The following is a 17,637-nucleotide window of genomic DNA, read 5'->3' on the forward strand; positions in this document are numbered from 1 at the left end:
CGTCAGGCGGCGCGCGACCAGCATCGGCAGCCGCATCGCGAAGCCGGCGAACAGGCGCAGGTGCATCCACGCAAGCAGCGCGTTGTCACGGCCGTAGTGAAAATGCGACACGCCGCCTTCGTGGCGGCCGAAATAGCGCACCGGCGCGTCGATGCGGATCGGGCGCACGCCGGCCCAGCACAGCCGCACGGCCGCTTCGGGATCGAAGTCGAAGCCGCGCATCCACGGCTGGCGCCGCATGATCGCCGCCAGCGGCGCGACCGGATACACGCGGAAGCCGTACAGCGAATCGCCGATCCCGGCCCACAGCGTCTCGAGGTCGGCCCACGCGTTCGACAGCCGGCGCCCCTGCACGCGCAACTGCGGCGCGCTGGCGTCGAACTTCGGCACGCCGAGCACCATCGCGTCGGGAGCGGCCTGCGACGCCGCCATGAACGCGGGAATCAGGTCGGCCGGATGCTGGCCGTCGGAATCCATCGTCAGCACGTGCGTGAAGCCGCTCGCGGCCGCCGCGTCGAGCCCCGCGAGCACCGCGGCGCCCTTGCCGCGATTCTCCGGCAGCACGATCACGCGCAGGCCGGGATCGCGCCCGGCCATCGCCTGCAGCCGTTCGGCGCTGCCGTCGGTGCTGCCGTCGACGACGACCCACACCGGATTCCATTGCGCGCGGGCATTGCGCACGGTCGTGTCGACCTTGGCGCCCGGGTTGTAGCTCGGAATCAGGACGAGATGGGTGGACGACGCGTGCAGCTTGGACATGGGAACAGCCGATGGGGAAGACGGGGAGCCTGACAAAAGTGTATGACTTGCCGACGAACGCCGGCACGCGTCGTCGACGCCGGCCGCAGGCCCGGCCGGCTGCCCGATCGCGAGGCGTTCGCGCTTCATGACAGCCACTCCATCGCATGACCGGCGCTGGCCTCGATTTCGACCAGCAGGTCGTCGCGACACACGTCCGCATGCACGAACAGCGGCCGAACGTGAGGACCGGCCGTGTCGCGCAGCACGCGATCGATCGCGGCCAGCGCCGCGGTATCGCCGGCGTCGCGCACGTAGACGCGATAGTTCAGGTCGGCGAGCGAGAACGGGCCGTGCCCCTGCCGCGCGGCCTGCTCGAGCACGGCCGCGAGATTCGCGACCGTCTCGCGCGTCTGCGCGACGACGTCGCCGCGATGCACGGTACGGTGCCCGACGATGCTCGCGGTGCCCGAGACGAACAGCACCGGCGCCGCATGGTCGGCGGCCCACGCGGCCGCGCGCGCGAACGTCGGCGCACGCGGGCCGTACTGCGCCGGATAGTGATACGCGCTGACCTGACGCGGATTCTCGATGGAATCGGCCGGCGTGCGGCTCGCGAGGAAATGAATCGCGAGCGGCGCGGCCGGCGATGCTTCGCCCGCGACCGGCATGACCGAACCGAGCGCGCACGCGGCCGGCACGCTGCCCGTGAGCGCGCGTCGGCACGCATCGAACGCACGCTGACGACCGATATTGAACTGACGATAGCGCTCGATCCCGCGCTGCACCGCGTTGATCGCCGGCACGGTGTTCCAGATCCGCAGCGGATGCGGCGTGCCGAGCGTATCGAGCAGGTCGAACAGCGCGCGGTACGCGTCGAATGTCGCGCGTTCGAGCGGCGTGCCGCCGTCGTGCGGCGCGTCGTACGCCGCGTCCGTCTCGTGCACGACGAGGCTGCCGAACACGAGCCCCGCCGTTTCGCTGTAGCGGTAGTGCAGCGCACCGCGCCGTTCGCTGCGCAGGTCGTGCGCATCGCATTGCCACAGTTCGCAGACGGCATCGCCCGGTGCGGCTTCGGCACCGAGCAGCGTCATCTGCACCGGTGCGACCGGCAGGTCGGGCGCGGCATCGGTCAGCATCCGCACCAGCGCCTGCGCGCGCGACGCGTGCTGCGCGCCCGGTGCGCCGATGCACACCGCACCCAGCGCGCCGGGAAACACGCGATCGAGTCCGTCGCCCCGGCTGCGCGCGTCGTGCAGCAGCGCGACGAGCCGCGCATCGCTCATCTGGACGAGCCGCAGTGCGCGGCCGCCGACGTGCGCGAACGCCGGGGCGGCGGGCAACGGCGAGCTTGGGCGCCGTTCGGCGTGGGCTGGATGCACGGACACTTCGATTTCCTCACTATGCGGCGCAGGCCGCGCGACCACGCGGCACTGCACCGCGTTGCGTTACGTCAGGCCAACGCGGCGCGCTTCGTCACGCGAGCCCGCCGTTGACCGACAACACCTGCCCCGTCACATAGGCCGCGGCGTCGGACACCAGGTACGCGACCATCGCCGCGACTTCGTCGGGCCGGCCCGCGCGCTGCGCGGGCACGAGCTGCTTGATGCGTTCGGCGGGAAACGCGTGCTCGGCCATCGGCGACGCGATGATGCCGGGCGCCACCGCGTTCACGGTAATGCCGCGCGACGCGAGCTCCAGCGACAGCGACTTCGTCGCGCCGATCAGCCCCGCCTTCGCGGCCGCGTAGTTGGCCTGCCCGCGATTGCCGGTCACGCCGGCCACCGACGCGATGTTGACGATTCGGCCGCGCCGCGTACGGATCATCGGCAGCAGCAGCGGCTGCGTGACGTTGAAAAAGCCGTTGAGCGTCACGTCGATCACGCTGTGCCATTGCCGGCGCGACATGCCGGCCATCGGCGCGTCGTCGTGAATGCCCGCGTTGTTGACGAGGATCTGCACCGGCGCATCGTCGATGAACGGCTGCAGCGCGGCGAGCGTCGCATCGGCATCGGTCACGTCGAACGCGATCGCGTGCGCGGCGCCGCCGGCCGCGACGATCTGCTGCGCGACGGCCTCCGCCTGCGCGAGATGGCGGTTCGCCTGCACCCACACTTCATGGCCGGCCTGCGCGAGCGCCGTGCAGATTGCCTGCCCGAGTGCGCCGCTGCCGCCCGTCACGAGCGCCCGCATCGAATGGCTCCGTTCATCGCGTTGTCACCTCGATCGACGCGGCCGCGTCGTCCGTCGAGCGCCGTCGTCACTTCGTGCGACGCGCGGCGACGTAGGCCGCCAGCGCACCGAGCGTCGCAAAGATCTTTTGGTTGTCCGGATTGTCCGAGCGCAGTTCGAAGCCGTATTTCTTCGAAATCAGCAGCGCGATTTCCAGGATGTCGATGGAGTCGAGCCCGAAACCTTCGCCATACAGCGGCATGTCGGCCGTCACTGTGTCGAGCGGGACGTCGTCGAGATTCAATTCGCCGATGATCAGCGTGGCGAGCTCTTGTTCCAGTGCGTTCATCATGGGTGCGTGCAGGCGGCCCATGGCAGCGGGAGGTGCACGGAAACGGCAACCGTCGGGCACGCCCGGCGCGTGCGAAATCTCCGTCCCTCCGGCGTCTGCCGGCTTCCCCGCCTGCGTCGTTGGGGATCGTTTGTAAAAGTTACGCGGATTCTAGAGGAAGGGTATCGGGTCGTATACCGCGAATGGTTACAAGACTGGCGAGCCATCGCCGCGGCCCGTTTCGGGCGCGAACGCACGAGACGCTTGAGCCGCTTTGGATGGAAATGGACCGACCCCGCGAAATCGTTCGTCCGGTGCCATACAATCCGTTACAAAACCCGGTCGCCGCCGCCCCGAACCCGCGCGGCAGCGGCCCTAAAATGAGCGTGCCCGACCAGCGGCCCGGACCCGCGTCCCGGCCACCATTCATATGATGTTTGACGGCCCGCCCCGCGTCCGTCCACGATCCGCCCGATGTTTCCAGTCATGCCGCATCCGCCCTTGCGCGCCGTTCCGGTTCGCCCGCCCGTCAGCCGCTGCAGCCCGGCCGCCGACCGCCGCGCGCGCCGCGCGCCCGGAGGCCGCCGATGAGCCGGCTGCTGGCCGTCGTGCGCGGTGTCGCCGCAGTCGGCGCCGTGGCCGCCTACCAGGCCGGCGCGCACTACGCGAGCACGACACCCGGCGCGCACGGCTTCGGTCTCGCGATGGCGCTCGTGCCGCCGCTGCTGCTCGCGCTGGGCGCGGCGCTGCGCTCGCCACGGCGCGCGTGGTTCGTGCCGGCCTGGCTGCTGGTTGCCGCCGCGCTGTGGGCCGCGCGCGCGCCGCTCGCGCGGCACTTCGAATGGGGCCTGTATCTGGAGCACGCGAGCTTCAACGTCGCGATGGCGCTGCTGTTCGGCCGCACCCTCGTGGCCGGCGAGGTGCCGCTGTGCACGCGCTTCGCGGCGATGATCCACGGCACGGTCACGCCGGCCGTCGCGCGCTACACGCGGCGGATCACGCTCGCGTGGACGCTGTTCTTCGTCGCGATCGCCGCCGTGTCGACACTGCTGTTCGCGACCGCGTCGATCGTCACGTGGTCGACCTTCGCGAACTATCTGTCGCTGCCGCTCGTCGCCGTGATGTTCGCGGCCGAGCATGCGTGCCGGCGTTTCGCGCTGCCGCACGAGCCGCGGCCGCGGATGGTCGACGCGGTGCGCACGTATCGCGCGTCGACCCACGCATCGCAGGGCTCGCGATGAATTCATGACCGGCGCGGCCGCGCCGGCCTTCGTTTCCGTCTTGACCGATTTATGCCGACTCACCCGCTGGTATTCCATTCCTCGCCGGACCAGACGATCGCCTGGCGCGACGGCGCGCCCGTCACCGTGCGCGCGTTCGTCGCCGACGTCGCGCGCGTGGCCGCCGCGCTGCCCGCCGGCGGCCACGTGTTCAACGTGTGCCGCGACCGCTATCGCTTCGCGGTCAGCCTGTGCGCGGCGCTCGTCGCCGGCAGGATCAGCCTGCTGCCGTCGACGCACACGCCGGAAATGGTTCGCCAGCTCGCGTCGTTCGCACCCGACGCGTTCTGCCTGCACGACACGCCCGATTGCACGATCGACCTGCCGCGCTTCGCGTATCCCGATGCCGCGCCCGGCGAACCGGCGAGCGACGCGCCGTTCGCCGTCCCGCAGATCGATGGGGCGCGGATCATGGCCTATGTGTTCACGTCCGGCTCGACCGGCGAGCCGGTGCCGCACCGCAAGACCTGGGGCTTCCTGGTCGGCTGCGTGCGCGCGGCGGCCGATCGCCTCGGCCTGCTCGACGGCCGCGCGGCCACGCTGATCGGCACGGTGCCCGCGCAGCACATGTACGGCTTCGAGTCGACGGTGCTGCTCGCGCTGCTCGGCGGCTTCGCGCTCAGCAACCGCCAGCCGTTCTACCCGAGCGACATTCGCGACGAACTCGACGCGATCCCGCAGCCGCGCGTGCTCGTCACGTCGCCGATCCACCTGCGTGCGCTGCTGTCGGCCGGCCATGCGCTGCCGCGCGCGGCGCTCGTGCTGTCGGCCACCGCGCCGCTGTCGGAAAAGCTCGCGTGCGAGGCCGAGGCCGCGCTCGGCGCGCCGCTCGTCGAGATCTACGGCAGCACCGAGACCGGCCAGATCGCGACCCGTCGCACGTCGCAAGGCGCGGCGTGGGAACTGTTCCCGGATATCCGGCTCGACGCACGCGACGCACCGGGCGGCGACGACAGCGGGCCGACCGTGTGGGTATCGGGCGGCCACGTCGAGGCGCCGGTGCCGATGGGCGATGCGCTCGAACTGCTCGGCGACGGCCGGTTCCTGCTGCACGGCCGCAAGGCCGATCTCGTCAACATCGCCGGCAAGCGCACGTCGCTCGCGTACCTGAACCATCAGCTCAACGCGATCCCGCAAGTGGTCGACGGCGTGTTCTTCATGCCCGACGAAGCGGCGCCGGTGCACGGGGACGCGGCGCTCGAACCGGTCACGCGGCTCGTCGCGCTCGTCGTCGCGCCGACGCTCGCGCCCGCCGATCTGCAGCGCGCGCTGCGCGAGCGGATCGATCCCGCGTTCATGCCGCGCCCGCTCGTGTTCGTCGATGCGCTGCCGCGCAACGAAACGGGCAAGCTGCCGCGCGACGTGCTGGCCGCGCTCGTCGCGCAGCATGCACGCACGACCACCGCGCCGCCGAACGAGCACGACCCGGCCGGCCCACCCGCGCTCGCGTTCACGATCGCCGCCGACCATCCCGCGCTGCCCGGCCACTTCCCCGGCCATCCGGTCGTGCCGGGCGTCGTGCTGCTCGATCACGCGATCCATACGATCGGTGCGGCGCTGAACCGTCCGCTGCACACGTGGCGGCTCGGGTCCGCGAAATTCCTGAGCCCGGTCGCGCCCGGCGAACCGCTCGCGCTCGCGTACGACGCCGCGGCCAGCGGCGCGATCCGCTTCACGGTGCGCGCCGGGTCGCGCGAGGTCGCGACCGGCGTGCTGTCCGCACCGTCGGCCGCGCAGGACGGCGCGCAGCGATGAAGCGCACCGCATGGGCCGAGCGCCAGGAGCGCAGCAATGCGAGCCTGCTGCGCGCGATGACGTGGATCTCGCTGCGCTTCGGCCGACAGCGTGCGCGCATCGTGCTGCACCTGATCGCGACGTATTTCGTGCTGTTCTCGCCGGCCGCGTGCGCGGCGTCGCGCGACTACCTGCGCCGCGTGCTCGGCCGCCCCGCGCGCTGGCGCGACGTGTATCGGCACGTGTTCACGTTCGCGGCGACGATTCACGATCGCGTCTACCTGATGAACGGGCGCTTCGACCTGTTCGACATCCGGCTGCACGGCGAAACGCTCGTCGACGCCGCGCTCGCGGATGGGCGCGGCGCGTTCCTGATGGGCGCGCACCTCGGCAGCTTCGAGGTCGTGCGCGCGATCGGCCGCACGCGTCCGGACCTGCGCGTGGCCGTCACGATGTACGAGCAGAACGCGCGCAAGATCAATGCGACGCTCGCGGCGGTGAATCCGGCCGCGCAGCCGGAGGTGATTCCGCTCGGGCAGGTCGACTCGATGCTGAAGGTGCGCGAGCGCCTCGACGCGAACTGCATGGTCGGCATGCTCGCCGATCGCACGCTGCTCGACGACGCGGCCGCGTCGCTGCGGCGCGTGACGCTGCTCGGCGCACCGGCCGCGTTTCCGCTCGGGCCGCTTTACATGGCCGCGATGCTGAAGCGCCCGGTGATCTTCATGACGGGCCTCTATCGCGACGGCAACCGCTACGATGTGCACTTCGAAACGCTCGCCGATTTCTCCGACGTGCGGCGCGATACGCGCACGGCGGCGGTCGATGCGGCGCTCGCGCGCTACGTCGCGCTGCTCGACAAGTACTGCCGCGCGGCGCCGTACAACTGGTTCAACTATTTCGATTTCTGGAAGGGCGGCGATGCCGCGGCTGCGCGCCGCGAGACGGTGCACGCCGGCGCCGACCTGCCCGCCACGAGGGATTCCGACGCATGACCGCCGTTCGCCGCCGCCCGTTCCCGTTCTCGTCGCACCGCATCGTCCGCGTGGCGCGCGTGCTCGCCGCCACGGCCACCGCGATCGTGCTGGCCATGCCCGCACACGCAGTCGATGCCGGCTCGGCGTGGACCCTCGACCGGCTGATGTCGACGCTCGCGCAGCACAAGTCGGGCCGCGCGACCTTCACCGAGACGAAGACCCTGTCGATCGCCGCGCAGCCGATCGAATCGTCGGGTGAACTGATGTTCGTCGCACCCGACCATCTGGAAAAGCACACGCTGAGCCCGACGCCCGAACACCTCGTCGTCGACGGCGACATGCTCACCGTCGAACGCAACAACCGCAAGTACACGCTTGCGCTCGCGCGCTATCCGGAACTCGGCGCGTTCATCGACAGCATCCGCGCGACGCTGGCCGGCAACCGCTTGGCGCTCGAACAGGTGTACAAGGTCGCGCTGTCCGGACGCGGCGACGACTGGACGCTGACGCTCACGCCGCTCGATTCGCGGATGCTGAAGGTCGTCAGCACGATCACGCTCGACGGCACGCGCGACGTGTTGCGCAGCGTCGCGATCCGGCAGGCCGACGGCGATCGTTCGGTGATGCGCCTGCAACCCGTCGCGGCGGACGCGAACTGATGGACGATCGTACGCGCCCGTCCCCCATCGCCCGCCGCGTGCCCGCATGGCGGCAGCGCGCGGTGCTCGTATGGCTGCTCGCGCTCGTCGCGTGCGGCATCGCGATCGGGCGCACGCACTTCACGGCCGACCTGTCCGCGTTCCTGCCGAATGCGCCGAGCGCCGGGCAACGCGTGCTCGTCGACCAGTTGCGCGACGGCATCGTGTCGCGCCTGATCCTCGTCGCGATCGACGGCGGCGACGCGCGCACGCGCGCCGCGCTGTCGCGGCGCGTGGCCGGCACGCTGCGCACCGATCCGCAGTTCGCGGCCGTGCACAACGGCGAAGCCGCGAACGACGCGCGCGACCGGCAATTCATCTTCGGCCATCGCTATCTGCTGAGCCCGGCCGTCACGCCGCAGCGCTTCAGCGCCGACGGCCTGCACCAGGCGCTCGGCGACAGCCTCGATCTGCTGGGTTCGTCGGCCGGCCTCGTCGCGAAAGCGATGCTGCCGCGCGACCCGACCGGCGAAGTCGCCGCGCTCGTCGACGGGCTCGACAGCGCGGCCGAACCGGCGAGCCGCGACGGCGTGTGGGCGTCGCGCGACGGCACACGCGCGGTGCTGGTCGTGCAGACGGCCGCCGCCGGCTCCGATACCGACGCGCAGGCCCGCGCGATCGACGCCGTGCGCCGCGCGTTCGCGGCCGCGACGCAGGCCGTGCCGAACGCGCACGCCGCGACGCTCGCGATGACGGGCCCCGGCGTGTTCTCGGTCGACACGCGCGACACGATCCGGCACGACGTCGAACGGTTGTCGGCGGCGAGCATCGTGCTGATCGTCGCGCTGCTGCTCACGCTGTACCGTTCGCCGCGCACGCTCGCGCTCGGCCTGCTGCCGGTGCTGACCGGCGTCGCGGCCGGGATCGCGGCGGTCGGCGTCGCGTTCGGCACCGTCCACGGGCTGACGCTCGGGTTCGGGACGACGCTGCTCGGCGAAGCCGTCGACTATTCGATCTACCTGTTCGTGCAATCGGCGCGGGCCGGCACGCGCGGCGCCGCGCGCCCGGCCGACGCGACGCGCGCATGGGTCGCCGCGTACTGGCCGACGATCCGGCTCGGCATGCTGACGTCCGTGTGCGGCTTCGCGTCGATGCTGTTCTCCGGCTTCCCGGGCCTCGTGCAACTCGGGCTCTATTCGATCGTCGGGCTGACGGCCGCCGCGCTCGTCACGCGCTTCGTACTGCCGCACCTGCGCGGCGAGCGTGTCGCGATCCGCGACGTCTCGCGCGTCGGCGCCGTGCTCGCGCGCGCGGCCGGCGCCGCGCCGCGGCTGCGCTGGCCGCTCGCGGTGCTCGTGGTCGCCGCGTGCGCGACGCTCGCGCTGCATCGCGACGGCCTGTGGAGCCGCGAGCTCGCCGCGCTCAGCCCGGTGCCCGCGCCGGCGCAGGCGCTCGACGCGCGGCTGCGCGCCGATGTCGGCGCACCCGACGTGCGCTACCTCGTCGTGATCGCCGCGCCGACCGAACAGGCCGCGCTCGAAGGTGCGGAAAAAGTCGCCGCGCAGTTGCAGCCGCTCGTCGACCGGGGCGCGCTCGGCGGTTTCGAAAACCCCGCACGCTACCTGCCGAGCGATGTCGCGCAGCGCGCGCGCCAGGCGAGCCTGCCCGATGCGGACGCGCTCGCCGCACGGATGCGCTCGGCCGTCGCGCACCAGCCGATCGCGGTAAAGCCCGACCTGTTCGCGCCGTTCCTCGCCGACGTCGATGCCGCGCGCCACGCGCCGCTGCTCACGCGCGCGGACCTGCGCGGCACGTCGATGGCGCTCGCCGTCGATGCCCTGCTGACCGAGCGCGACGGTCGCTGGAACGCGATGCTGCCGCTGCGGGCGCCGGACGCTACGCGCGCGAAGCAGCCCACATCGAGCCTCGACGCCGCGCCGATTCGCGCCGCCGTCGCGCGCGCGGGCGTGCCCGATGCGCTATTCGTCGACATGAAGGCCGAAGCCGATCGCCTGTACGTGAGCTACGTGCACGAGGACATCCGGCTGTCGCTCGCAGGATTCGCCGCGATCGCCATGCTGCTGCTGATCGCGCTGCGCTCGCCGCGCCGCGCCGCCCGCGCACTCGCCCCGCTCGTCGCGGCCGTGCTGGTCGTGACGGCCGGCTTCGCGCTCGCCGGCGTGCCACTGACGATCCTGCACCTCGTCGGGATGCTGCTGATCGTCGCGGTCGGCTCGAATTACGCGCTGTTCTTCTGCCGGCGCGACGACGCGCAGCCCGTCACGCCGTACACGCTCGTGTCGCTCCTGATCGCGAACCTCGCGACGGTCGCCGGCTTCGGGCTGCTCGCGCTGTCGCGCGTGCCGCTGCTCGAAACCTTCGGGCTGACCGTCGGCCCCGGCGCGATGCTCGCGCTCGCGTTCGCGGCGATTCTCGCGCCGCGCGCAGCGGGCACGGCGGCGCTCGGCAATCGTGAACGAGGAGGCCGCGCATGAACGTGCCACCGCTCATTCCGCCGCGCGATGTCGGCGACGCACGGCGCTGGAAACCCACGCCGCTGATCGCCGGCGCCGCCGCATTGCACGCGGGCGCGGCCGCGGCCGCGATCGCGCAACCGGCCACGTGGCCGTGGGCCGTCGGCGGCGTGGTCGCGTCGCATCTCGCGCTGACCGCGGCCGGCCTGTGGCCGCGCAGCACGCTGCTCGGCCCGAACTGGACACGCCTGCCGGCCGGCGCGGGCCGCCGCATCGCGCTGACGATCGACGACGGCCCGGATCCGGACGTCACGCCGCGCGTGCTCGACCTGCTCGACCGTTACGACGCGCGTGCGACGTTCTTCTGCATCGGCGATCTCGCGCGCCGCCATCCTCACTGGATCGAGGCGATCGTCGCGCGCGGCCATGCGGTCGAGAACCACAGCCAGCGGCACCGCCATACGTTCTCGCTGTCGGGGCCGGCCGCGCTGCGCCGCGAGATCGCGGCCGCGCAGCAGACGCTGACCGACCTCGCCGGCACGCGCCCGCTGTTCTTCCGCGCGCCGGCCGGCCTGCGCAATCCGTTTCTCGAACCGGTGCTGTGCGAATTCGGCCTGCAACTGGCGAGCTGGACGCGGCGCGGCTTCGACACGCGGGCGCACGACGCGTCGATCGTCACGCGCCGCCTGCTGCACGGGCTCGACGCACGCGACATCCTGCTCGTGCACGATGGTCACGCGGCGCGCGATGCGCGCGGCGAACCGGTCGTGCTCGACGTGCTGCCCGCGGTGCTGCGCGCAGCCGCCGACGCGCAGCTGCACTGGACCACGCTGCGCGCGGCGCTGGCGCCCGAACCACCCGGCCAGCCGGGCGTCCCGGCACCCCCGTTTGATAAAATCTGACCTCGAACGGCGCGCGTGCCAGCCCTGCTGCAGCGCCCGTTCCAGCCACCGGATGCGACCCTCGTGAACCCTCTCCTGCTCTCGCACTTCACCGCCACCAGCTGCATCGGCCGCGGCCTCGACGCGACCCTCGATGCGTTGCGCGACGCCCGCGGCGGGCTCGTGCCGTGCAATTTCGAGCGTGCGGATCTCGACACGTGGATCGGCGCGGTGGACGGCGTCGATGAGCAGCCCGTGCGCGCCGATCTCGCCGACTTCGAATGCCGCAACAACCGCCTCGCGCAACTCGGCCTGACGCAGGACGGCTTCGACGCGCGCGTCGCGGCGGCGGTCGCACGCTACGGCGCCGCACGCGTCGGCGTGTTCGTCGGCACGAGCACGGCCGGCATCCTCGAAACCGAACGCGCGTATCAGCGCCGCGACCCGGCGGGCGGCGCGCTGCCGGCCGATTTCCGCTACGCGCACACGCACAACCCGTATTCGCCGGCCGCGTTCGTGCGCGCATATTTCGCGCTGCGCGGACCGGCGATGGCGATCTCGTCTGCGTGCTCGTCGGGTGCGAAGGTGTTCGGCTCCGCGCGCCGCATGATCGAGGCCGGGCTGATCGACGCGGCCGTCGTCGGCGGCGTCGATTCGCTGTGCCTGACCACGCTGTACGGCTTCAACTCGCTCGAACTGCTGTCGCGCCAGCCGTGCCGGCCGTTCGACGTCGCGCGCGACGGCATCTCGATCGGCGAAGCCGCCGCGTTCGCGCTCGTCGAACGCGTCCCTGCCGCGCCCGCCGCGCTCGACGGCGACGCGATCCTGCTGCTCGGCATCGGCGAATCGAGCGACGCGCACCACATGTCGTCGCCGCATCCTGAAGGGCTCGGCGCGCGCGCGGCGATCGAGCAGGCGCTCGCTTCCGCCAGCCTCGGCGCGCACGACATCGACTACGTGAACCTGCACGGCACCGCGACGCCGAGCAACGATGCGGCGGAAAGCCGCGCGCTCGGCGCGCTGTTCGCCCGCACGCCCTGCAGTTCGACGAAGGGCGCGACCGGCCACACGCTCGGCGCGGCCGGCGCGCTGGAGGCGATCGTCGCGGCGCTCGCGCTGCGCGAGCAGTTCGTGCCGGCCGGCGTCAACACGACGCAGCCCGACCCGGCGCTCGCAGCCGATTACGTGCTCGCGAGCCGCGACACGCGCGTGCGCGCCGTCCTCTCCAATTCGTTCGGCTTCGGCGGCACGAATTGCAGCCTGATCTTCGGTCGCACCCAGCATGCGGCCGGTCGCGCTCGCCGTTGAGGCCTGCCATGACGCTCACCGCCTTCATCGAAAGCATCGGCCTCGTCGGGCCGGGATTGAACGACTGGCCGCACGCGGCCGACGTGCTCGCGGGCCGCGCGCCCTACGTGCCTGCCCGCACCGAGCTGCCGCCGCCGGCCGGGCTGCCGTCCGCCGAACGGCGCCGCACGGGCCCGGTCGTGCGCACCGCGCTCGCGGTCGGCCACGAAGCGGTGGCCGCGAGCGGCCGCGACGCCGCGACGCTCGCGACCGTGTTCAGCGCGTCCGGCGGCGACGGCCAGAACTGCCACGCGATCTGCGAAACGCTGGCCGGCGACGATCGCCAGCTGTCGCCGACCCGCTTCCACAATTCGGTGCACAACGCGCCGGCCGGCTACTGGAGCATCGCGACCCGCGCGACGGCGACGTCGAACGTGCTGTGCGCGCACGACGGCAGCTTTGCCGCCGGCCTGCTCGACAGCCTGTGCCAGGTCGTCGTCGATCGCGTGCCGAGCCTGCTGATCGCGTACGACACCGATTATCCGGAACCGCTGCGCACGGTGCGGCCGATCGGCGACGCATTCGGCGTCGCGCTCGTGTTCGCGCCGGAAGCGAGCGAACGCGCGCTCGCCCGCATCGACGTGCAGCTCACCGATGCGCCCGCGACGACGCTCGCGCATGCCGGACTCGACGCGCTGCGGGCCGGCAATCCGGCCGCCCGCGTGCTGCCGCTGCTCGATGCGCTCGCCGCGCGGTGCTCGACGCGCGTCGTGCTCGACTACCTGGACGATACGCGCGTGCAAGTCGACGTCGCGATCTCCGAATCCTGTGCGGAGCGCGCGCGATGACCGCACCGGTCGGATTGCCCCCGCCGCTCGGCCATGCGTGGATTGCCGCGCACATTCCGCATGCCGGCGCGATGTGCGTGCTCGATTCGGTCGATGCATGGGATGCCGAACGAATCCGCTGCACCGCGACGAGCCACCGCGATCCGCACAACCCGCTGCGCGCGCACGGGCGGCTCGCGTCGGTTTGCGGCATCGAATATGCGGCGCAGGCGATGGCCGTGCACGGCGTGCTGCTCGGCGCGCACGAAGCGCGTCCGCGCGTCGGCTATCTCGCGAGCGTGCGCAACGTCGACGCGTTCGTCGACCGGCTCGACATGTTCGAAGCGCCGCTCACCGTCGACGCGCAACGCGTCAGCGGCGACGGCCGCTCGGTGCTGTACGGCTTCGCGCTGCGCTGCGGCGAGCGCGTGCTGCTGTCCGGCCGCGCGGCGGTGATGCTCGACGCATCGGCCGCCGGCGCGCTTCAACCGGCGCCTGCCGGCAACACGAATCCTCGATGACGAGGCTTACCTCAAGGAAACCGGTCGTGAAAGTTCGTCAGTTCATTGGCGCAGCGCTCGTTCTGGCGCTGCTCAGCCCGCTCGCACACGCGGACATGTCGGAAGTGAAGCAGGACATCAAGCGCGATTCGAAGGAAGCCGCGCACAAGACCGGCGAGGCCGCACGCAGCTTCGGCCACGCGACCGCAAGCGCCGCGAAGGCGGTCGGGCACGGCGTCGCGCATGCGTCGCGCGAAGGCTGGGAAGCCACCAAGCGCACGACGAAGCGAATCTTCCACAAGAACGACGCGGGCGAGTCGGCTGGAAAGGGCGAAAGGAACGACTGATCGCGCATCCCGCGCGCATTGCCGACTGCATGCGCTCGGGGCGTAACCGCTCGCCGATCGTTCACCGCTTGCGACGCGACCGGCTTTGCCGTCAGCGCGCCCGGCGCATGCGGCACAGCGACCTTTCCGGCCTGCGCGCGAAACACTTGCCGTACGCGACGAACCGGCAATCGCGATGATCGAAGTTCCGCAGCAGCCGCGCGCGGCGCCGCTCGAGCCAGTAGAGCGAGATCGCCATCGTCAGTGCGATGGCCAGCGCCGAGCCGCCGATCACCAGTCCGATCCAGGTGTCGCCCATGCGTTCTCCGGAATGCGAGGCCGAAGCGGCGCGCCTGCCGCCGCTCCGGCGCGGGATAGGGGGAACGCGGCCCGCACGGACGCGAACGCCGTGCGGGCCGCCGCACGTCACTGCATGTGCTGACCGCCGTTGATCGCGATGTTGGAGCCCGTCACGAAGCCGGCCTCCTCCGAGCACAGGTAAGCGACCAGCGCCGCAACTTCCTCGGGCTTGCCGAGCCGGCCCGCCGGGATCTGCGGGAGGATCTTCGTGTCAAGGATGTCCTGCGGGATCGCAGTGACCATCTTCGTCGCCAGGTAGCCCGGCGACACCGTGTTCACCGTCACGCCCTTGCGCGCGACCTCGAGCGCGAGCGATTTCGTGAAGCCGTGCATGCCGGCTTTCGCGGCCGCGTAGTTGGTCTGGCCGACCGAGCCCTTCGAGCCGTTCACCGACGAGATGTTGACGATGCGGCCCCAGCCGCGCTCGACCATGCCGTCGCAGACCGGCTTCGTCATGTTGAACACGGAATCGAGGTTCGTGCGGATCACCGCGTCCCAGTTGACCTTGTCGAGCTTGCGCAGCGTCATGTCGCGCGTGATGCCCGCGTTGTTCACGAGAATGTCGACCGGGCCGACGTCCTGCATGATCTTCTCGATGCATTGCTGGCACGAGTCGTGATCGGCCACGTCCACCGGGTACGCATGGAATGCCCGGCCGGCCGCATGCATCTCGGTCAGCCAGCGGTCCGAGCCGGCGTTGTTCGGCGAATACGTGACGACTACCCGGTGACCCGCGTCGTTCAACCGGATGCTGACCGCCTCGCCGAGGCCGCCCATCCCACCTGTCACAACTGCGATTCGCTTAGTCATACTATGAATTACCGACAAAAAAGTAATCGATGAAAGGCGGGGCGGCGGCCTCGCACACGCTGCTGCCCCACCGCTTCGATGCGCGTCCGCCCGCGTCGCGGGCGCGGCACGCACCGGTACCTCGCGCGTGTTGTTGACTGCCTGTGTTGCGCGAAAACCGCCTGGCTCGCCCGCGACGCCGATTCGCGCCGCGAGCGGACCGTATCGTCAGCCGCTGCTCAGACGCGCTCGACCGCAAGCGCGACGCCCATGCCGCCGCCGATGCACAGCGACGCCAGCCCGCGCTTCGCGTCGCGCTTGACCATCTCGTGCAGCAGCGTCACCAGGATCCGGCAGCCCGACGCGCCGATCGGGTGGCCGATCGCGATCGCCCCGCCGTTCACGTTCACCTTCGACGTGTCCCAGCCCATCTGCTTGTGCACCGCCAGCGCCTGCGCCGCGAACGCTTCGTTGATCTCCATCAGGTCCAGGTCGCCCGGCGTCCAGCCCGCGCGCTCCAGCGCCCGGCGCGACGCCGGCACCGGCCCCATGCCCATCACGCTCGGATCCACGCCCGCGTTCGCATACGCCTTGATCCGCGCCAGCGGCGTCAGGCCCAGCGCCGCCGCCTTCTGCGCCGACATCACCAGCACCGCCGCCGCACCGTCGTTCAGCCCCGACGCGTTCGCCGCCGTCACCGAGCCGTCCTTCGCGAACGCCGGCTTCAGCCCGGCCAGCGACTCCGCCGTCACGCCGTGACGCACGAACTCGTCGGTCGCGAACTGCAGCGGCTCGCCCTTGCGTTGCGGAATCGACACCGGCACGATCTCGTCGTTGAAACGGCCCGCCTTCTGTGCGGCTTCCGCCTTGTTCTGCGACAGCGCCGCGAACGCGTCCTGCTCTTCGCGCGTGATCCCGTATTCCTTCGCGACGTTCTCCGCCGTGATGCCCATGTGGTACTGGTTGTACACGTCCCACAGCCCGTCGACGATCATCGTGTCGACCAGCTTCGCATCGCCCATCCGGAAGCCGTCGCGCGAGCCCGGCAGCACGTGCGGCGCCGCGCTCATGTTCTCCTGGCCGCCCGCGATCACGATCTCCGCGTCGCCCGCGACGATCGCGTTCGCCGCCAGCATCACGGCCTTCAGGCCCGAACCGCACACCTTGTTGATCGTCATGCCCGGCACCGCGCTCGGCAGCCCCGCCTTGATCACCGACTGCCGCGCCGGGTTCTGCCCGGAGCCGGCCGTCAGCACCTGGCCCATGATCACTTCGCTGACCTGGTCGGGCTTCACGCCCGCACGCTCCAGCACCGCGCGGATCACCGTCGCGCCCAGTTCCGGCGCCGCAATCTTCGCGAGCGAGCCGCCGAATTTGCCGACCGCGGTCCGCGCGGCCGATACGATCACTACATCCGTCATGTTCAGTTCCTGCATCGAAATCAGTTCGTCGTGGCAACGCCGGCACGAGACGGTCGCACATGGCGATGGCGCCGCCCGCCGCCGTATTGGCGGGCAGCTTCCGTCCGCACCGGCGGCACGGCACACCGCCGCACGGGCAACCGTGCACGGGCGTCTGGCGGCGAACCGGATGTTTGCCGGACCGCGCGTGGCACACGCGGCGGCCGGCGCCATCCGGTGCCGATCAATCTTGTCGCGCTCGCACGCGACACGCACTCACGCGGTTACGCAGCCGCGTCGCGCGCAGCCGCCGCGTCCTTGCGGGCGGCCGCCGCCGTCTGCTTCGCGCCGCGCGTGGCCGTTTCGCTGACCGCATCGAAGCCGCTCTGCGCCGCCTCGATCGCCTGCCCCGTCGCTGCGCGCACGGAGTCGGCCGCGGCGCTCGCCGCGGACAGCGCCGAATTCAGCGCGGCCACCACCGGAGCCGAGCCGGCCGGCGCGTGCTTCGACAGTTCGCCGAGCACGTCCTTCAGGCGTTTGTCGTTCTGTTCGTACTGCGCCTGCGCGACCTTCGCCCATTCGGACTGCGTCGACACCGCGATGTCGAACAGATGGCGGCCGTACGACACGACCTTGCCGGCCGCGTCCTGCGGCACCGCGACCTGCTGCACGAAGCCCGCGGCCGGGTTGTTGCTGCTGAACGCGTTCTTCAGCTTGTCCTCGTATTCCTCGAGCGCCGTCCGGGCCGCTTGCAGGTTGAGTTCGACGACAGCCTCGAAACCGTGGATCGCCGGACGGGCGATCGCAAACCACGCGGCGATACCGGATTGATAATCGGCGGCGAGTTTTTCGGGGGCAAATACGGACATCGGGCACGCTCCTGTTGGCAATGCGAGAGACGACGTAAAGAAAAACGGAAGCTT

At 71.2% G+C, this 17,637-nt stretch carries 18 protein-coding genes; 10 read left to right on the top strand and 8 right to left on the bottom strand.

Annotated elements, in window-relative coordinates:
- The 4 genes from JYG37_RS00005 to JYG37_RS00020 all read right to left on the bottom strand — a co-directional run.
- On the bottom strand, nucleotides 1-759 hold a 759-nt coding region (locus tag JYG37_RS00005; protein WP_213345781.1), incomplete at its 3' end, for a glycosyltransferase family 2 protein.
- A gap of 125 nt (nucleotides 760-884) precedes the next feature.
- Nucleotides 885-2,177 carry a chorismate transformation FkbO/Hyg5 family protein gene (locus tag JYG37_RS00010; protein ID WP_050016687.1) on the bottom strand — a complete coding sequence of 431 codons (1,293 nt, stop codon included), beginning with the start codon at nucleotides 2,175-2,177 and terminating at the stop codon, nucleotides 885-887.
- Nucleotides 2,178-2,214: 37 nt separating this feature from the next.
- Nucleotides 2,215-2,931, bottom strand: a complete 717-nt coding sequence (gene fabG / locus JYG37_RS00015; RefSeq protein ID WP_050016689.1) for a 3-oxoacyl-ACP reductase FabG — start codon at nucleotides 2,929-2,931, stop codon at nucleotides 2,215-2,217.
- A 67-nt stretch (nucleotides 2,932-2,998) separates the two neighbouring features.
- Nucleotides 2,999-3,283: a phosphopantetheine-binding protein gene (locus tag JYG37_RS00020; protein ID WP_124631937.1), complete on the bottom strand. Its 285-nt coding sequence runs from the start codon at nucleotides 3,281-3,283 to the stop codon at nucleotides 2,999-3,001.
- A gap of 545 nt (nucleotides 3,284-3,828) precedes the next feature.
- Between JYG37_RS00020 and JYG37_RS00025 the strand changes: the two genes are divergently transcribed.
- The 10 genes from JYG37_RS00025 (at nucleotide 3,829) to JYG37_RS00070 (ending at nucleotide 14,186) form a co-directional block, all read left to right on the top strand.
- Nucleotides 3,829-4,482: a COG4648 family protein gene (locus JYG37_RS00025; protein ID WP_213345783.1), complete on the top strand. Its 654-nt coding sequence runs from the start codon at nucleotides 3,829-3,831 to the stop codon at nucleotides 4,480-4,482.
- Nucleotides 4,483-4,533: 51 nt separating this feature from the next.
- The gene (locus tag JYG37_RS00030) at nucleotides 4,534-6,276 is read left to right on the top strand and encodes an acyl-CoA synthetase family protein (RefSeq protein WP_213345784.1); all 1,743 of its coding nucleotides are present in this window, start codon (nucleotides 4,534-4,536) and stop codon (nucleotides 6,274-6,276) included.
- Nucleotides 6,273-7,250: a lysophospholipid acyltransferase family protein gene (locus JYG37_RS00035; RefSeq protein ID WP_050016697.1), complete on the top strand. Its 978-nt coding sequence runs from the start codon at nucleotides 6,273-6,275 to the stop codon at nucleotides 7,248-7,250. The genes JYG37_RS00030 and JYG37_RS00035 overlap by 4 nt, the downstream gene beginning before the upstream one ends.
- Nucleotides 7,247-7,891, top strand: a complete 645-nt coding sequence (locus tag JYG37_RS00040) for a LolA-related protein (RefSeq protein WP_213345785.1) — start codon at nucleotides 7,247-7,249, stop codon at nucleotides 7,889-7,891. Before JYG37_RS00035 ends, JYG37_RS00040 begins: the two co-directional genes overlap by 4 nt.
- Nucleotides 7,891-10,365: an MMPL family transporter gene (locus tag JYG37_RS00045; protein ID WP_213345786.1), complete on the top strand. Its 2,475-nt coding sequence runs from the start codon at nucleotides 7,891-7,893 to the stop codon at nucleotides 10,363-10,365. The genes JYG37_RS00040 and JYG37_RS00045 overlap by 1 nt, the downstream gene beginning before the upstream one ends.
- Entirely contained in the window at nucleotides 10,362-11,246 is an 885-nt protein-coding gene (locus JYG37_RS00050) for a polysaccharide deacetylase family protein (RefSeq protein ID WP_213345787.1), read from the top strand. Before JYG37_RS00045 ends, JYG37_RS00050 begins: the two co-directional genes overlap by 4 nt.
- A gap of 63 nt (nucleotides 11,247-11,309) precedes the next feature.
- Nucleotides 11,310-12,533, top strand: coding sequence for a beta-ketoacyl-[acyl-carrier-protein] synthase family protein (locus JYG37_RS00055; RefSeq protein ID WP_124631932.1), 1,224 nt, complete (start codon nucleotides 11,310-11,312; stop codon nucleotides 12,531-12,533).
- 8 nt (nucleotides 12,534-12,541) lie between these two features.
- Nucleotides 12,542-13,360 (top strand): beta-ketoacyl synthase chain length factor, encoded by an 819-nt coding sequence (locus JYG37_RS00060; protein WP_050016708.1) that lies wholly within the window; start codon nucleotides 12,542-12,544, stop codon nucleotides 13,358-13,360.
- The gene (locus JYG37_RS00065; protein WP_213345788.1) at nucleotides 13,357-13,860 is read left to right on the top strand and encodes a hotdog family protein; all 504 of its coding nucleotides are present in this window, start codon (nucleotides 13,357-13,359) and stop codon (nucleotides 13,858-13,860) included. Before JYG37_RS00060 ends, JYG37_RS00065 begins: the two co-directional genes overlap by 4 nt.
- Nucleotides 13,857-14,186 (top strand): hypothetical protein, encoded by a 330-nt coding sequence (locus tag JYG37_RS00070; RefSeq protein WP_050016711.1) that lies wholly within the window; start codon nucleotides 13,857-13,859, stop codon nucleotides 14,184-14,186. Before JYG37_RS00065 ends, JYG37_RS00070 begins: the two co-directional genes overlap by 4 nt.
- Nucleotides 14,187-14,277: 91 nt before the next feature.
- On the opposite strand, the gene JYG37_RS00075 is transcribed toward JYG37_RS00070, so the two are convergent.
- From JYG37_RS00075 to phaP, 4 genes are all read right to left on the bottom strand, one after another.
- A complete protein-coding gene (locus JYG37_RS00075; protein WP_089488820.1) occupies nucleotides 14,278-14,484 on the bottom strand; it encodes a hypothetical protein in 207 nt (68 codons plus the stop codon).
- Between the two features lie 107 nt (nucleotides 14,485-14,591).
- Entirely contained in the window at nucleotides 14,592-15,335 is a 744-nt protein-coding gene (gene phbB / locus JYG37_RS00080; protein ID WP_089488821.1) for an acetoacetyl-CoA reductase, read from the bottom strand.
- A 218-nt stretch (nucleotides 15,336-15,553) separates the two neighbouring features.
- Nucleotides 15,554-16,735 carry an acetyl-CoA C-acetyltransferase gene (locus JYG37_RS00085; RefSeq protein ID WP_089488936.1) on the bottom strand — a complete coding sequence of 394 codons (1,182 nt, stop codon included), beginning with the start codon at nucleotides 16,733-16,735 and terminating at the stop codon, nucleotides 15,554-15,556.
- 263 nt (nucleotides 16,736-16,998) lie between these two features.
- Nucleotides 16,999-17,583, bottom strand: a complete 585-nt coding sequence (gene phaP / locus JYG37_RS00090) for a TIGR01841 family phasin (protein WP_050014908.1) — start codon at nucleotides 17,581-17,583, stop codon at nucleotides 16,999-17,001.
- Nucleotides 17,584-17,637 lie beyond the last annotated feature (54 nt).

Source organism: Burkholderia sp. LAS2 (genome assembly GCF_018417615.1).
Taxonomy (GTDB): Bacteria; Pseudomonadota; Gammaproteobacteria; order Burkholderiales; family Burkholderiaceae; genus Burkholderia; species Burkholderia sola.

Excerpts from the sequence above, each read along its gene's own strand:
- JYG37_RS00040 (WP_213345785.1), top strand. The coding sequence starts at position 7,247 with ATGACCGCCGTTCGCCGCCGCCCGTTCCCGTTCTCGTCGCACCGCATC.
- JYG37_RS00030 (WP_213345784.1), top strand. The coding sequence starts at position 4,534 with ATGCCGACTCACCCGCTGGTATTCCATTCCTCGCCGGACCAGACGATC.
- JYG37_RS00065 (WP_213345788.1), top strand. The coding sequence starts at position 13,357 with ATGACCGCACCGGTCGGATTGCCCCCGCCGCTCGGCCATGCGTGGATT.
- JYG37_RS00050 (WP_213345787.1), top strand. The coding sequence starts at position 10,362 with ATGAACGTGCCACCGCTCATTCCGCCGCGCGATGTCGGCGACGCACGG.
- JYG37_RS00075 (WP_089488820.1), bottom strand. The coding sequence starts at position 14,484 with ATGGGCGACACCTGGATCGGACTGGTGATCGGCGGCTCGGCGCTGGCC.
- JYG37_RS00060 (WP_050016708.1), top strand. The coding sequence starts at position 12,542 with ATGACGCTCACCGCCTTCATCGAAAGCATCGGCCTCGTCGGGCCGGGA.
- JYG37_RS00035 (WP_050016697.1), top strand. The coding sequence starts at position 6,273 with ATGAAGCGCACCGCATGGGCCGAGCGCCAGGAGCGCAGCAATGCGAGC.
- fabG (WP_050016689.1), bottom strand. The coding sequence starts at position 2,931 with ATGCGGGCGCTCGTGACGGGCGGCAGCGGCGCACTCGGGCAGGCAATC.
- JYG37_RS00045 (WP_213345786.1), top strand. The coding sequence starts at position 7,891 with ATGGACGATCGTACGCGCCCGTCCCCCATCGCCCGCCGCGTGCCCGCA.
- phbB (WP_089488821.1), bottom strand. The coding sequence starts at position 15,335 with ATGACTAAGCGAATCGCAGTTGTGACAGGTGGGATGGGCGGCCTCGGC.
- JYG37_RS00025 (WP_213345783.1), top strand. The coding sequence starts at position 3,829 with ATGAGCCGGCTGCTGGCCGTCGTGCGCGGTGTCGCCGCAGTCGGCGCC.
- JYG37_RS00020 (WP_124631937.1), bottom strand. The coding sequence starts at position 3,283 with ATGGGCCGCCTGCACGCACCCATGATGAACGCACTGGAACAAGAGCTC.
- JYG37_RS00070 (WP_050016711.1), top strand. The coding sequence starts at position 13,857 with ATGACGAGGCTTACCTCAAGGAAACCGGTCGTGAAAGTTCGTCAGTTC.
- JYG37_RS00085 (WP_089488936.1), bottom strand. The coding sequence starts at position 16,735 with ATGACGGATGTAGTGATCGTATCGGCCGCGCGGACCGCGGTCGGCAAA.
- phaP (WP_050014908.1), bottom strand. The coding sequence starts at position 17,583 with ATGTCCGTATTTGCCCCCGAAAAACTCGCCGCCGATTATCAATCCGGT.